Origin of the sequence: Nitrospira sp. (assembly GCA_024760525.1) — a bacterium.
In the GTDB taxonomy this organism is placed as follows: Bacteria; Nitrospirota; Nitrospiria; order Nitrospirales; family Nitrospiraceae; genus Nitrospira_D.
Map to the genome: position 1 here is coordinate 3,977,774 of CP060499.1, position 14,181 is coordinate 3,991,954.

A 14,181-nucleotide genomic window follows, 5' to 3' on the forward strand; every position below is an offset into this window, starting at 1 on the left:
TCCTAAAGCAGATATGACTGGGGGTGGACAGTGTTCTGAAAGAACTCTTAGGTCATGGGTCATGAGACAATGCTTAGCAAGGTGTTTGCCTGGCATGCCCGAGCCCGAAATTGTGACAATTCGTTACAAATGAACGCGGTCGACTGAATGAAAGAGAGGGTTATGATTCCCTCCATTGTAAGTTGTGCGCATTAGACAGGTGCGAGATGTGCGATTACGCTCTTTTATGGCGCCTAGCCGAATAGGAATATCAGCGACAAGCGAGGATTCGTCAGGATCATGATTTGCAGGGTTTGTCTGTGAGGTATTGATCCGACGTGCTGGATCCTCAAGTTGGAGGCCAGAGGTTTCCTACGGATGTAACAAGATTACTCCTAAAACATACGTCGTTCTTTTACCGTTCGCTGGCGCGCCCTGCCCGGTAGGGAGCACTCCGGGGGACTGGTCTCGAATGTTCGAGCCGTTTTAACGAGGGACACGAGCCGGAAGTCATGGAACTGAGGTTGGTGACTTGCCTCACCACCGGGTAATGACGGACAACGACGGTAGGATCCCTCGTGAAGAGTGATTCGAGGTAGGACATCGAGCTCACGATCGATTTGCCTGTCTGGAAAAATGGAAATCCGTAGATGTCAATAAGTGGCCTGCCTTCAATCCTCGTCGTAAACAGCGACCAACCCAATCGAGAGATGTTGGTGAAGGCGTTGAGTCATGCCGGGTTTGAGGTGAGTATCGCTTGTGACGGCGCCGAAGCTATGAGGAAGGCCAATGCGGTCACCTATGACGCCGTATTGAGCGACATTCGCATGACGCCATTGTCCGGTTTAGACCTTTTGGATTCGCTTCACAAGACCATGCCGGAGTTGCCGATCGTGTTCTTGACGGCATCCAGTTCCGTCGACATGGCGATCCAAGCCATGAAGCATGGAGCATTCGACTACATCGCCAAGCCCGTGAATCTCGAGGAACTCGTGCTCACGATGAAGCGAGCGATTGAACACCGGCGTCTGATAGAAAATAATCGAACGCTCGAGCGTGCTTTCAGCGAACGACTGCGGGCTGCCTCTCTGATCGGACAAAGCAAAAGGATGGTCGAGGTCTTCAAACTCGTTGGAAAAGCCTCTCGCAGCAGCACCGCTGTCTTGATCCAGGGTGAAAGCGGTACCGGCAAGGAATTGATTGCCCGTGCAATTCACGATAACAGTTCCCGCGCAGCCCACCGGTTTGTCGCCATCAATTGTCGTGCGATTCCTGATTTCCTGCTCGAAAGCGAACTCTTCGGGCATATGAAGGGTTCGTTCACCGGGGCCCACACCATGCGCCGGGGGCTACTTGAGGAGGCGGACGGCGGCACGTTCTTTTTCGACGAAGTCGGAGACCTCTCTCCGACCGGACAGGCTAAACTTCTCCGCTTCCTCCAGGAAGGGGAAATCCAAAGAATTGGAAGCAATGAGGCCGCACGAGTCGATATACGGATTATCGCGGCCTCCCGCCAGAATCTCGCTGAACTGGTCGCGGCCAACCGGTTTCGTGAAGATCTGCTCGATCGACTGAACGCGGTCACGATTCTCTTGCCGCCGCTTCGTGAACGCCCTGAGGACGTTCCTCTACTGGCCGAATTCTTTCTTGCACGGTTCGGCGAACAGAAGGAAGTTCCTATCACGTCTTTTTCATCCGCCGCACTGCGGGCACTGACGGACTATTCCTGGCCGGGGAACGTGCGTGAATTAGAACACGTCGTTGAACAGGCCGTGGCTCTCGCGTCGCCTGCGATTCTCTCGATTGACGACCTTCCACCTGAAGTTATTCAGAAAGGCGGGGGTGGTTCGGATTATATGGATATGTTTCCCGGGACACTCAAGGCGTTGCAGCGGGAACAGGTCATCAAGATGTTGGAATCAACGCATGGGCATAAGGAGCGAACAGCGCGGTTACTCGGCATCAGCAGACGCACGCTGTATCGGCTCCTCGATCGATACGGTCTCGGTAAAAATGGGCATTCCTCCGAGGCCGACACCTCAGACGCTACCCACTCCTAACATAGGTTTTGTGCGGCGAACCCCGGTTTGATGGGCGGCACCCTATGAATTATGGAATACGAACGCGCTCGTGCTGACATGCCCGCTCGTTCTGACGGCTATTTCGTTTCATCAGGTATGTTGCGGCGACCACACGAAAGGCGGCGCACAGAATTCAGGCCGGTTTCTCGAATTCATCCGCCGCCGGTGGGGGCGTTCGGGGGCGCGAGGTGCGAAAGTGGACGAGATCCTTCGAGAACAGCACATCTAAGGTCCAGTCCAAGGCCACGAGGAGTTTCTTCTCCAAGCGCGGGAGTTTCAGCAAATAAATGGTGCGCCAGAGCCACCAGGCGAAGAAGCCGGAGAAGTTCACCCCGAGAATGTTGGCGACCCCGGTCCGTTTCCCGATGGGCGCCAGCAGCCCGATCGTCGCGTAGCGGAAGGGTTTCATCGGGGCACCGCGCACGGTGGCGAGAATATTCCGCGCCGCCACCCGCCCTTCCCGGAGCGCATGTTGCGCGGTGGGCGGATGGAAGGCGCCCGTCCGGCCATCCGGCACGAGCGCACAGTCCCCCAACGCCCACACCCCGGGGCACCCGGGCACTTCCAGGTACTCATTGACGAGGACCCGGCCCTTCGTTTTCGGGCACGGCAGGGTGGCTAAGAGGGCATGCGGGGTAATGCCGGCGGTCCAGACCAGCGTATTGGTCGTCACGGTGGTCCCATCGCTGAGCATGACGTCGCGATCCGTCACGGCGGTGACTTTACAGTTCGCATGGATTTCCACCTGCTGCTCCCCAAGCTTGCGCTGAGCGTACGTGCCGAGCTTCTCCCCGAGTTCCGGTAAGATCACCGGCCCCGCACTGACCAGGATGAGCCGCAACATGTCGCCCCGAAGATGTGGAAAGAACCGCACCGCCTCCCGCAAAAAGTCATTCATGGCCGCAATGGTTTCGACCCCCGCAAACCCGCCGCCGGCCACGACGAAGTTCAGCAGCGGCGCCCGGAAGCCCCCCCCACACTCAAAGTCCGCTTCCTCCAGATTGGCAATGAGATGGTTGCGGAGCACAATCGCGTCACTCAGGGACTTCATCGTGAACGCCCGGCTGGCCACCCCGGGAATGTTGAAGAAATTCGTGGTGGAGCCGAGGGCCAGCACGAGGTGGTCATAGGGCAGCGAGTGGCAATGCTGCTCGTGCCCATGCGACAGGCCGACGCGTTGCTGCACGAGATCGATGGCCTCGATCTCGCCATGAAAGAACGTCACCCGCCGCAGCAGCTTGCGGATCGGGCTGACGATATTGGTGATGTCGAGGTCGCTCGCGGCGACCTCGTGCAGCATCGGGGTGAAGAGGAAAAAGTTATCGTGGTTGACGAGCGTGACGTCGACGGCCGCGCCGCGCGCCAACGCCCGTTCGAAGGCCAACGCCGCATACATGCCCCCGAACCCCCCGCCCAAAATCACCACGCGTGCCTTACCCGGAGCCATCATGCTTCAACGAACGCTCGTATTGAGGAAGTGGGCAGGAGCTGTTCCATTTGTTGTCTGATAGACCCACATGCTGTTCCATCCGCCAAGGGAGTGAATCATCTCCACACTGAGTAGCGCTGCTTGATCATATCATGGGGAATTTCATGTTCTGCCTGCTGAGCCTGCGCGCCTGCATATCCGGCCGCCTCCAGCAGACGGTGAGCGAAGAATCGCACCTGTGTTACGAACTCATCGGTCGCCGGCCCGGGTTTTCTCTTCAACACCAACTCGGCCTCGCGCGCCCGCCGCATTGCCGTGATATGGAGATCCTGCGCTTCTTCACGCCGGTAAGACATTCGATCCGATGCACGCGTCTGTGGAATGGTCGATCTCACAACCGGAGCTGTAGGGGTTCTGTGAAGGCACCACGCCGTTCGCCGTACAGGAAGTGAGTACCCCGAATATGACACACATGGTGATGGGAGGAGTTCTGGCTGGTTTCATAGGGCCTCCTCAGCAAACAGGACGGCCTCACGGTTGTTTGTTGTGGGCTTCTAAACGATTGCTTATGATGTTTGGAGTCGCGGTTCGCGGGTCAATTGAATGGCGTTCCCCATGAGCTCTAACAACTCAACAGAATCGTAAGGTTTGCGAATGCTGCCATACGCGTGTCCTTGGTCCATCGCATCCGACACGCTCTTATCGTCCCCTAACAAAAGAATCATGGGTGTATCAGGCCGATCGAGCCGTCCTAACAAGGCGAGTCGAAATCCATTGATCTTGGGCATGTGATGGGCGCTGACCACCACATCGAATCGCCGGCGTTTCATTTCCTCTAGCGCGAGGTCTTCATCGGACGCTACGTGGACGTTATATCCCTCATTCTCCAGCATTAGACTCAACACGTTCCGCTCGTCTTTCTCGTGCTCAACGATCAGCACTCGTTTGCCGTATCCCTGCATGCTAGCCTCTTGTGTGAAGAACATCTATTTGAGCTGAACCACTGCTCATCACGCGGGAGGACCGGCTCAATGCTTGATCGACGGTTCACCCTCTGTATCGGAATCTGGCTTCTCAATCCCCTGGACGCTGGTCGTGGACACTGATTTGTTCCTGTTCTCTTCGAGACAGAAGGTTCGTTCTTCCGAGGGGTAATATCCCATCGCCTCTGCATAGGCGAAATCGTCGATGGTTTTCACTCCCTGGGTATTCCAGATATGAAGGCATTGCGCGCGAAGATGCGGCAGAACGCTCGGACTCCAGCCTATAACCTCTGCGCTGGCTCTATCCATTGCTCCTACAACCGCCAAGGGATTGCCGACTTGCAGCATGCCCGACTCTGGAAAGCCGTTGAAGAGAATTGCAAAGATGAATGTGTCTTCCCGTTCGAGGTTTCTTGGACCATACTGAGGATATTTCTCGATGGGTTGCTCTTCAACAAGGATGTCGACGCCTTCAGGTTTGCGAATCACTTTTATGATCCGTCCCCCTAGTTCCACTTTGTGACGAACAAAATCGGCGCTGGAAGGATGAGCCGTCTGTTCCTTCCACGCCTTGACGTTGACGGCGTTCTTTTCAACATCTTGCATGATCTCTGGAGGAAACATCGGGGGGGTTGTGCAGGCCGCCGACAACACACACATTGCGAAGAGGCCGATATTACGCATGGGCAATTCTCCTTTCTCGATCACTCGAGCATAGAGGACACTTTCCCTCTACCCGCTTGCTCTGCACTCGCTGTCTCCTGACCTCTGTTTTTAGCGTGCGTTGATGGCTTAGGCCACCCATGACGATCACCCGCAGCCGTGACCCTGTGGAGGGAGGTCGTTCGGTATAAGCGAAAATGGGAGAGCGATTTGCAACCGATACCCGCGACTACCCTCCGCTGCCGTTGATGAAAGATTGTTGCGTCAAGTATCAAGTTATAGTTGCGCCTATTTTTTCAGGGTGGTGACGTGAGCTGCGTGCCCTGAGTTTGGAACGTGAGCACGAGAGGACTTTGCATCGACGTCCCCAACTGGGTCACCATCGGCGGCCATTCCCGATCGCCCATGATGGTCCGCATGTCCTTTTCAGCCTGATCCTGCTGGTCGCGCACTCGTCGTGTCAGTGATCCCGAGAAGAACTCCGTTTGCATCGTGAGGTCCCAGGTCCCAATATACGTACATTCCTGAGGTCGAACGCTGAACGTGGTCGAAAGAGGCGTTTGCCAGATACCTAACGCATTGTCGAAACTGACCGCTGTCAGCTGATAAGAACCCGACGGCAGGTCCAGTACGAAGGGACCGTCGACCGGAACCTGATTAACAACCAGCTTGTCGCCGCTCTTTTCGTCCGTGAGTCTCCACTTCATATCGAAGGGGAACTGTCCCAAGGCCTGGGTCCTTCCATTCCACTGAAGATGCACCCGCCCCACCACATAACCGTGATTAGCCCCCTCTACTGAAGTTGCAACACCTGGCTTCATCGGGGTGACCATGGTGGCGCAGCCCATCGTAACGATCGGGCCGAGGAGCAGGAACGTGACGAATCTTCTTAACCAGCCGGGAGAGGATCGAACATACCCCGATAGATCTTTCATAGCCATGACCTCCGTGCATCTTGCCTTGACAAGGTGGAGCACTTTAGTAACCAGCAAGATGCGCACCCAGGCCGGCCTGAATTTTAAGATATCTAAGTGCTGGTTTTTATGGATTTATTTGATGAACAGAGGGAGGAGATGTTGATGAGTCTGATTGATCCTCATAGTCGCACTGTGCCGGTAGTGCGGTAACGCTCTATTTTTACGTTGCGGCTCAATCGCCTTGAAAATTCAGAGGATCTTTTGGCATAGTAGGCACCGTTTTGAATCGCGCCTCAAGAGGGGAATCGAATAATCGTGATCGGTAAGGATAGGGTCAAACCTTGGTTTCAACCAAGACACCGGAATCACATCTCCATTCTCATCCAAGCAGACCTTGCTCGACCCGCATTCACTGCCATCCGCGCTAATACCCCGCCTTCATAGGTTGTCGATACAACGTAACCGGAGATTGATTCTTCGTGGGTGAGACAGAAAGGAAGCGGTATGTTGCTGAAGGTCTTGTTTGTGATTGGAATGTCCATCCTGGCGATGATACCTCCGGCCCAGGCAGAATGGTCTGTCACAGCTGACGGCAACCTCTACTACACTGATGACGTCGCCCTTTTTTCGGCCACCCGCCGCTCAAACATCGATGGTGATCCTTCTCAACCGGTCTTGGACGTGTCGCGCACTGGGTTTGGCTCGGACATGGTGTTCGAGCCCGGATTCCTCATCTCCAATGCGGTCACGACAGGACTGGGTCGGACGGCCTTTTCCGTCAAGCCCCAGGGATTTATTTATGCGGTGAATCCCGAATGGAGCCAGGCAAGCGTCGCAGCCGAAGCGTTGCACTCCTTTACACCCAATACTGCACTCCGGCTCCGCTACTATACCGCGCCCGATCAACTTCTTGGAAATAGTGAAGTGAGCCACCATGAGCCGGAAGTCTTCGCAAACGAGAGGGTCACTTCCCATATCGGATACATTAGACTCGAACAACGCCTGTCTGACAATTGGGAATTCCGATTTCAGGGACGGGTGGGGAAACGTCTCTACAACGACCCCTTCGCGCGACGCAATACGACGTTATGGACCATCGGTCCCCAGCTGTTTTGGCGCGCGACGGAACACCTGAAACTCTTCGCCGCCTATCACTACGAACGTGGGTTGGCCAGCGGCCGGCTCGAGCACGACCCCGAAGAAGATCTGTCATATGTTCAGCACTTCGTCGCGCTTGGGCTGGACGCTGAATTGATGCCACACCTGGAATTGGAGCTGGACTTTCACTACGAACGGAATAATTGGACGAGTGGAATCGTGGGGGATGAGCGAAACGGCGGGCATGAAAACATCTTCCAAGGGAATGGAAGGCTCCTATACAAACTGACGGATAGCACCGCCGTGACATTGTCCGTTCAGCGGGCAAATCGTCGGCAGAATTTCCACCAAACGCACGATTTCAACACCAACGTGGGAGTGGGGGTCATCCATCGCTTTTAGCATGACTTCGACGTTTCTGCCTTTGAACTTAGTTCCTTCCAGGTTCCAAGCCCAACGGGTTCTCATTCTCTTCACGCATGAACCACCTTCACAGGCCGACGTCGGTGATTGTCCACCGCGTACCGGCCTGGGACCGTGTAGCAGGTGGGGAACTGGTTCATGGACCAGCCGCGATCAACGTGACGGTAGAAGTCATGACGAGCTGTCTCCTTTCCCTTCTTCCTGACAGAACGTTCGTTTTTCCAGCGGATAATATCCCATCGAGCCTTGATAGGTAATATTGTCGGTTTCGAACTCCTGAGTCTTCCAGATGTCAAGACATTGCGCGCGAAGGTGCGGGATCACTCTCGACATCCAACCGGTCGTTTCTGGTCTGGCACTGATCGTCATTCCGACGACGGCAAGCTGATTGCCGACCTGCAAGGCATCGGCGTCTGGGAAGCCGGTAAGAATGATTCCGAATTCGAAGCGGTCTTCCCGTTTCACGCGTACAGGACCATACCCTAGATATTTGTCCATTGGCTGCTCCTTGGCGAGAATGACGACACCTTCCGGCCTCCGAATAACTTGCGTGATCTGTCCTCCCAATTGCACTTTATGGGAGCTGAAGGTGGCGTCGGAGTAAGATGTCTGCTCCTTCCAGGCCTTCATGACACCGGAGTCCGTGTCGATATCTCTTGTGAGGTCTGGAGGAAATACCGGTGTGATTGTACAGGCGGCGAAGGATACACACATCACGAACAGGCCTATCGTACGCATGTGAATCTCCTTATCTCGTGCAAAAGGAGGCGGTGCAATAGCTCGCGATTCGCATGCTTGGATGAACCATTGGGCAGCGAGCACACCTGAATCTCAGTGTCGGTCACGGAAATCCTTATGCGACGAAGCCGTTGCCTGAACCGTTTCAGGGTCGATCAAGAGCAGCATATCGTGCTTGTCCGGCAGGAGTACCACCTTGGGGTTTGAGCTGTCGTAGAGCTTGAACCAGACGTCCTCCGGATCGAGACCGGCCATGGCAACGCTCGCCACTTGGACATGACGATCTTTGAGTTTTTCTACCACGGCCGCCTCTACCTCGCTGGCTATTTCAGAACTGTGCTCCAGCACAGTGACCATGGGATAGTTAGAGACGATGTTTCGGACGGTGGCCAGTAACTCGCGTTTGGCAACGCGAGCATAGAAATCCGGTCCGATGTCCTTAGCCAGAAAATACAGCTCTCCGGGAATCGGTCTCATGACAACCACGGTCTTAAGGGTGACCGGCAGGTTATCTGAGCTTAGGGCATTGATTATCTCGGTGTAACTGCGCCATCGCACGTTGTATACGTAGATTTGGTTCCATGGCGCCCGCCAATGGAATCCGCTCTTAAGTGGTTCGGTGCTCAAACCACCGGTCAAGGGATTCCATCGCACCCCTCGTTGACCAGGTTCGATGGTGGTCCCGCAGGCTGGCAGGGAGAGCAATACCATGACAAGCAGTAAGGTCTTCGTAAGGTTGTGCATGGTCCCTCCTTCTCGCCCGAACGTGGACTTCCGATTGCCCTGGCGAGATTCCGTCCATTCGACCGAATAATTTCACTTCCGTGTCCGTTCGCGTCTTTGATAGATCGTTCATGGGGACCATGACCTCCTTGCAGCTTGCTGTGGCAAGGTGGACATACTTGGATCAACAGCAAGATGCGCACCCTAGTCAGCAGAGTTTCATGATCGCTAAGCGGTTGTTTTGTATGGACTTACGATCAAGATGAGGCTGAACAGGTATTCAGCAGTCGGATTGATTTTTAAAAGCGCACTGTGTACATTGTGCGATTACGCTCGTTTAAGTATATGAATTCGTGGCGGAGAAGCACCCGCAGCAAAAGAAGTTACGATGGGCATAGCAGCCGAAGGCTAACACTCATTCAAAGGCCTCTCTGTTCTGTCCAGCGGTGCTGCTTCATGATTTGTGGTTAAGAGATCCAGACCAGACAGATGATCAATTAGTTAGAAGGGTTATAAGGGAGGGATAGTCATGGAGGCATTCTCTTTGCTGAGCACCGCGGTCGCGGTGCCTGTATCTCACAACAGTGCTCGGCGGAAGATGGTGGTTCTGAACATAACGATAATGCTTGCGTTGGCGCTGCCGGTGTGGCTGCACGCAGGAGAGACGGGATCTGCCACATGGGGTTATGAGGGGAATCAGGGGCCTCTTCGTTGGGGTAAGCTCGGACCGGAATTTTCCCTGTGTGAGAAGGGCATGGCGCAATCACCGGTCGATCTGTTGCGTTCCCACAAGACGACGCTCAACGATATCTACTTTTCTTATAAAGAAGCTCCGTTCCATGTGGTCAACAACGGGCATACGCTGCAGGAAGTGGAACCGGTTTCGGAAGCGACTAAATCGCGTTACCCCAAACACGGCCAAACAGTAAACACGTTCGATAAGGACAGCACGATTGTGTTCGACGAGGATCTTTACTTACTTGAACAATTTCATTTCCATGCCCCGAGCGAACACACGATAGATCATAAGCACTATCCGATGGAACTGCATCTGGTGCATCACAATGAGCGGCATGAAGTAGCAGTGGTTGCCGTCTTCATGGAGGAGGGGAAGGAAAATCCGTTTTTTGAGACATTCTTGCAGCATGCTCCGGCCAAGGTTGGGGAAGTCGTGGATGACCATAACCATACCGTCAATCCGATGACTCTCTTACCTGAGCGGCGCTCCTACTACCTATACTCCGGGTCCTTCACCACTCCACCCTGTTCAGAAGGGGTCAGCTGGCTGGTCATGCAGGATCCCATTGAAGTCTCCGCCGCACAGATTGAGAGATTTCGTGCGCTCGTGGGTCACGATAATGTACGGCCGACGCAACCTTTACATAAACGCTTCGTTCTGGAGAAGTAGCCTCTATGTTTACCGGTGCGATGTATCTCTCTGAGGTTTCAGAACATACGACATCGCGTTAGGGTCCTGAGTCATCGGCAGATTATCGACGCCTGCGCATTCATCCACGTTGTGAATCCGTGGAGACGTGCGCACGCATTGTCCTCCAACGCCCTGCAAAGGCAGACCCATATCACCGACGAACCAACAGGAACCGCGGCTGTCAAGCCGCGGTCCTATGCTTCACCACATGGCGTTCGCACCTGTCTATAGATTGATGTAAAAATTCAATAAGATGGCGTGATTCATCTGGTTTGCGAGATTGGGAATCGACCTGCTATTGAGAAGCTGATTTTGGTACCCAACGTCCATATTGAAATGTTTCCCAAACGTCCGGTTGAGGCCCACAAAGAACCGGTTCTGGTCGAATCCAGACGCTGGTCCTTTTCCTTGAATCGTACCGACCGTGTTGAGGTTGACAAAGATTTCATCGTAAGTCACTAGCGCCCATTTCGGAGCTACGGGCAAGGGATACATTCCCCGCACCATCATACGGAACCGCAGCGCAGTACCGTCTGCATGTTCGATCCAACGTTCCTCAAGGCGAAAACGGCTCAGAATCTTGAACGAGTCGAATTTGCTCGTGTAATTGATCTGTTGATAGATCCGGTTTTCTTCGAAGAAGGACGATTGAGGTGGTGTATGCCTCTGATTAAAGTTGCCGACCCAGGCATACCCTTGCCAGATGGAGACATTTTCCGTCAGTTGATAGCCCAGGGCGGGGCGGAGGAGCAACTGATCGATCTTGCCGGAATCGTCCAGATCGGCGAAGCGCGGGTTGACTTCCATGTAGGCGATGAAAGACGAGGGAAGCTTCACGGTAAGGAAAGTCGGTGTCCACAGGCGAAGGTCCTGGTTGAATGTTGAAGGCGTCTGGGCAAAGGATTCCGCGCTCAAAAGTAGACTCCAGGCGAAAACCGAGACCTTGATGATGTCCGTGAACTTACGTGTTCGGTGATGTGGGGCCTGATACATGATGTCTCCTAAGCTGGTTCTTCCTGGGTACTTGAGATCACATGGCTAGCGAAGCGACGCTCTCTCCATCAGGGTATTGCCGAGCTCATGATGATGGTATGTGGACGCTGCGGCTCAAGCCCGAGCGTTACTCGGCAACGTCTTGTACCCTTTTCAGCAAGAGAAACGCCAGTCAAAAATCGAGAAAGTTCGTCAAGCGCGGTAGATTGCCGGTTGCGAGATTGCGCGAGCGATCGCTCGTTTCGCATCCATTATGATCCAGGAACACGGGACTGAGATCCATGCCATTTCCTCGCGTGGCGCGAGACAGCAGGGCTCGGAGCGATGCTGCTTGGGTTTTGCTGATTTAAGAAGCGGAAAGGAACTGGGGATGCGGCATCGGCATGAAGTAGGAGTCAAAACGACTGTGAAAGCCTTCGTAGAGCTTTGAACTACAGCGTCCGCTCGGAGTGTGAAGTCGGTGTGCTTTCCGTTAAGCCGACAGGCGTGGTCCTTTCTTCAGTCTGTCTATGGCGGTCTATCTCCATTCGTAGCTCTTGTGTCATTTCCTCCGTTTTTCTCCATGCCCACCGCCAAGTTTGTGCAAACCCGACCATCGCGAAACTGACGGTCAAGTAAACGGCAACGCCGGCTTGATCTTCCAGGTCTCCAAGGCTAAGTGTATACCGCGGGTGAATGAAAACCCAATTGGCAAGCAACCCACCTAAGGCAAACGCCACCAAAGAAGGGCCTATCCCGCCATACCACGTGGTAACCGCAATGGCGATGAGGAATGCAGCATAGGCAAGTCTATCGTCGCCAAGGTAAGAATCAAGGGACCAGCGCAGGAGGAAGGCGAGGAGTGTAGTCCCGAAAGCTAGACCATACTGTTTACTCAATTGTGAGCCGGTTGGGATCCATCCCCTGTCTTCCCGACGCGGCGGGTGTTCTGGATCTATACCTATCATGTCTGCCGTAGCCTTGGGTAACAATGCCCTCCCAAGAGCGCGTCCCATTCCTTCGTTCTCCACTTTGTCTTCGGTCTGGGAGGGCATCGCGCCCTTTGGGAAATCCCCTCGATTAACCGGAGAGGTAGGACACTATAAGGAACACACAGTGAATCATACGACAACATCACGGCCAATGGAAGCCGACGAGTTGAGTCCTCGAAAACCTTACCGAGTGAGCGTCTAATGCGCCATCGATCTTCCGTACGCTCCGGTCGGGATCTTCGGGCGTCATGGAGACGCATCCTGGCGGCTGGTCAGGGCAGGGCGGAAGCACTGCATGGCGCGGTCATGTGTTCAAGGCGAGGATATTCTTTGTAACTCGGTGAGGTCGGGGAAGCTTCACCTTGGTGAGTCCGTGAGCTTTTTCAAACGCCGGTCCAACGAAAATCGGGTGAGGCCAAGCTGCTTAGCGGCCAAGCTCTTGTTGTAGTCCGCCAGTCGTAGGACTTCTTCGATGATGGATTCTTCGATTCGCTCCAGAGTGTGCTTTCCGACTTGCATCTCAATGCGAATCAGATGTTCAGAGCCTTGGGAAACCGACATGGTGGTTTGCCCGACATGTTCATGGAGTTCCCGCGGTAGATAATTAGCGGTCAATGTTTGGCCCGAACAGAAAATCATCGCTCGTTCGAGGGTGTTTTCCAGCTCCCGAATATTCCCCGGATATTGATATCGCTCGAGCATTTCGCGAGTTTCTGCGTCCATTTCAGGGACTGGTTTCCCGAATTCCTGCGCAAACCGCACGATCGTCTTCCGGCAGAGGGGAAGAATATCTTCGAATCTCTTGCGAAGGGGAGGAATCTCAAATGCTACGACATTGAGACGAAAATAGAGATCTTCTCGAAAGGCTCCTCGTTCCACCTCCTTCTTGATTTCCCGATTCGTCGCCGTGATGAGGCGAAAATCCACCCCGAGATCGTCGGTTCCCCCGAGCCGCCTGAATGAGCGCTCCTGAATCACGCGCAGTAACTTGGCCTGCGTCGAAAGATCGAGATCACCAATCTCATCAAGAAACAGCGTGCCGCCTTCCGCCTTTTCGAGCAGACCGAGCTTGCGTTGATTGGCGCCGGTAAAGGCTCCTCGCTCATACCCGAATAATTCGCTCTCAAAGAGATCCTTGGGAATCGCGGTGCAGTTGACCCCCACAAATGGCCCAGACGCCCTTGGGCCATTATGATGGATAACCCGTGCGAGGAATTCTTTCCCTGTTCCGGTTTCTCCCAGCAGCATCACCGTAGGTTTTGGATTCTCCGCCACTTCCCGTACTTGTTCGAGCAATTGTTTCATCACGCGGCTGTGCGCTTCGACGTTGCTCAAATGGTACTGGTTGGTTTGTCCACTTACTTCCGATTCCAGACGGCGGCGGAGCTTCAGGACCTCGATCGCACGGGAGACAACGGCTTCGACTCCCTCAAGATCGACCGTTTTGACCAGGAAATCGTACGCCCCCAATTTCATGGCTTCCACCGCGTCGTGTACCGTCCCATACGCGGTCAGCATGATGACGATGGCGGAGGGAGCCAGTTGACGCACGTGTTTGAGCGCATCAAGGCCGCTGATGCCGGGCATTTTCAGATCGAGCAGCACAAGTTCGGGAAGCTTGTGCTCAAGCTCTTGCAACAACACCTCACCGGATTCATATCCGGTGGCGAAATGTCCCAGTCTGATCAGCCTCCTGACGATGGCCGTTCGAATAACTTGTTCGTCGTCGACCACAAAAACAACTGTGTGCATGG

13 protein-coding genes are annotated in these 14,181 nt (G+C 54.3%); 3 read left to right on the forward strand and 10 right to left on the reverse strand.

The window, feature by feature from the left end; all coding sequences use genetic code 11:
- The first annotated feature begins 629 nt into the window (after positions 1-629).
- The gene (locus H8K04_18635; protein UVT15788.1) at positions 630-2,039 is read left to right on the forward strand and encodes a sigma-54-dependent Fis family transcriptional regulator; all 1,410 of its coding nucleotides are present in this window, start codon (positions 630-632) and stop codon (positions 2,037-2,039) included.
- 154 nt (positions 2,040-2,193) lie between these two features.
- Here the strand turns inward: H8K04_18635 and H8K04_18640 are convergent, their stop codons facing one another.
- From H8K04_18640 to H8K04_18660, 5 genes are all read right to left on the reverse strand, one after another.
- A complete protein-coding gene (locus tag H8K04_18640; GenBank protein UVT15789.1) occupies positions 2,194-3,510 on the reverse strand; it encodes an NAD(P)/FAD-dependent oxidoreductase in 1,317 nt (438 codons plus the stop codon).
- Positions 3,511-3,605: 95 nt separating this feature from the next.
- Positions 3,606-3,884: a hypothetical protein gene (locus H8K04_18645; protein UVT15790.1), complete on the reverse strand. Its 279-nt coding sequence runs from the start codon at positions 3,882-3,884 to the stop codon at positions 3,606-3,608.
- 171 nt (positions 3,885-4,055) lie between these two features.
- Positions 4,056-4,451: a response regulator gene (locus tag H8K04_18650; protein ID UVT15791.1), complete on the reverse strand. Its 396-nt coding sequence runs from the start codon at positions 4,449-4,451 to the stop codon at positions 4,056-4,058.
- A gap of 66 nt (positions 4,452-4,517) precedes the next feature.
- The gene (locus H8K04_18655; protein ID UVT15792.1) at positions 4,518-5,156 is read right to left on the reverse strand and encodes a Slp family lipoprotein; all 639 of its coding nucleotides are present in this window, start codon (positions 5,154-5,156) and stop codon (positions 4,518-4,520) included.
- Positions 5,157-5,431: 275 nt separating this feature from the next.
- On the reverse strand, positions 5,432-6,070 hold the full coding sequence (locus H8K04_18660; protein UVT15793.1) for a hypothetical protein: 639 nt from the start codon (positions 6,068-6,070) through the stop codon (positions 5,432-5,434).
- 486 nt (positions 6,071-6,556) lie between these two features.
- Between H8K04_18660 and H8K04_18665 the strand changes: the two genes are divergently transcribed.
- Positions 6,557-7,552, forward strand: coding sequence for a hypothetical protein (locus H8K04_18665; protein ID UVT15794.1), 996 nt, complete (start codon positions 6,557-6,559; stop codon positions 7,550-7,552).
- Positions 7,553-7,744: 192 nt separating this feature from the next.
- Here the strand turns inward: H8K04_18665 and H8K04_18670 are convergent, their stop codons facing one another.
- Together H8K04_18670 and H8K04_18675 are read right to left on the reverse strand one after the other, a co-directional pair.
- Positions 7,745-8,311: a Slp family lipoprotein gene (locus H8K04_18670; GenBank protein UVT15795.1), complete on the reverse strand. Its 567-nt coding sequence runs from the start codon at positions 8,309-8,311 to the stop codon at positions 7,745-7,747.
- A 93-nt stretch (positions 8,312-8,404) separates the two neighbouring features.
- Positions 8,405-9,055 (reverse strand): prohibitin family protein, encoded by a 651-nt coding sequence (locus H8K04_18675; GenBank protein UVT15796.1) that lies wholly within the window; start codon positions 9,053-9,055, stop codon positions 8,405-8,407.
- A gap of 508 nt (positions 9,056-9,563) precedes the next feature.
- Between H8K04_18675 and H8K04_18680 the strand changes: the two genes are divergently transcribed.
- Complete coding sequence (locus tag H8K04_18680; protein UVT15797.1) at positions 9,564-10,442, forward strand: carbonic anhydrase family protein; 879 nt, start codon at positions 9,564-9,566, stop codon at positions 10,440-10,442.
- A 246-nt stretch (positions 10,443-10,688) separates the two neighbouring features.
- Here the strand turns inward: H8K04_18680 and H8K04_18685 are convergent, their stop codons facing one another.
- From H8K04_18685 to H8K04_18695, 3 genes are all read right to left on the reverse strand, one after another.
- Complete coding sequence (locus H8K04_18685) at positions 10,689-11,456, reverse strand: DUF2490 domain-containing protein (protein UVT15798.1); 768 nt, start codon at positions 11,454-11,456, stop codon at positions 10,689-10,691.
- 431 nt (positions 11,457-11,887) lie between these two features.
- On the reverse strand, positions 11,888-12,490 hold the full coding sequence (locus tag H8K04_18690) for a DUF4118 domain-containing protein (GenBank protein UVT15799.1): 603 nt from the start codon (positions 12,488-12,490) through the stop codon (positions 11,888-11,890).
- Between the two features lie 294 nt (positions 12,491-12,784).
- Positions 12,785-14,179, reverse strand: a complete 1,395-nt coding sequence (locus H8K04_18695) for a sigma-54-dependent Fis family transcriptional regulator (protein UVT15800.1) — start codon at positions 14,177-14,179, stop codon at positions 12,785-12,787.
- Positions 14,180-14,181: the final 2 nt, after the last annotated feature.

Bases quoted from the DNA above. Each gene is read 5' to 3' on its own strand.
- H8K04_18670 (UVT15795.1), bottom strand. From the start codon at position 8,311: ATGCGTACGATAGGCCTGTTCGTGATGTGTGTATCCTTCGCCGCCTGT.
- H8K04_18650 (UVT15791.1), bottom strand. From the start codon at position 4,451: ATGCAGGGATACGGCAAACGAGTGCTGATCGTTGAGCACGAGAAAGAC.
- H8K04_18655 (UVT15792.1), bottom strand. From the start codon at position 5,156: ATGCGTAATATCGGCCTCTTCGCAATGTGTGTGTTGTCGGCGGCCTGC.
- H8K04_18640 (UVT15789.1), bottom strand. From the start codon at position 3,510: ATGATGGCTCCGGGTAAGGCACGCGTGGTGATTTTGGGCGGGGGGTTC.
- H8K04_18665 (UVT15794.1), top strand. From the start codon at position 6,557: ATGTTGCTGAAGGTCTTGTTTGTGATTGGAATGTCCATCCTGGCGATG.
- H8K04_18690 (UVT15799.1), bottom strand. From the start codon at position 12,490: ATGCCCTCCCAGACCGAAGACAAAGTGGAGAACGAAGGAATGGGACGC.
- H8K04_18685 (UVT15798.1), bottom strand. From the start codon at position 11,456: ATGTATCAGGCCCCACATCACCGAACACGTAAGTTCACGGACATCATC.
- H8K04_18675 (UVT15796.1), bottom strand. From the start codon at position 9,055: ATGCACAACCTTACGAAGACCTTACTGCTTGTCATGGTATTGCTCTCC.
- H8K04_18680 (UVT15797.1), top strand. From the start codon at position 9,564: ATGGAGGCATTCTCTTTGCTGAGCACCGCGGTCGCGGTGCCTGTATCT.
- H8K04_18635 (UVT15788.1), top strand. From the start codon at position 630: ATGTCAATAAGTGGCCTGCCTTCAATCCTCGTCGTAAACAGCGACCAA.
- H8K04_18660 (UVT15793.1), bottom strand. From the start codon at position 6,070: ATGAAAGATCTATCGGGGTATGTTCGATCCTCTCCCGGCTGGTTAAGA.
- H8K04_18695 (UVT15800.1), bottom strand. From the start codon at position 14,179: ATGCACACAGTTGTTTTTGTGGTCGACGACGAACAAGTTATTCGAACG.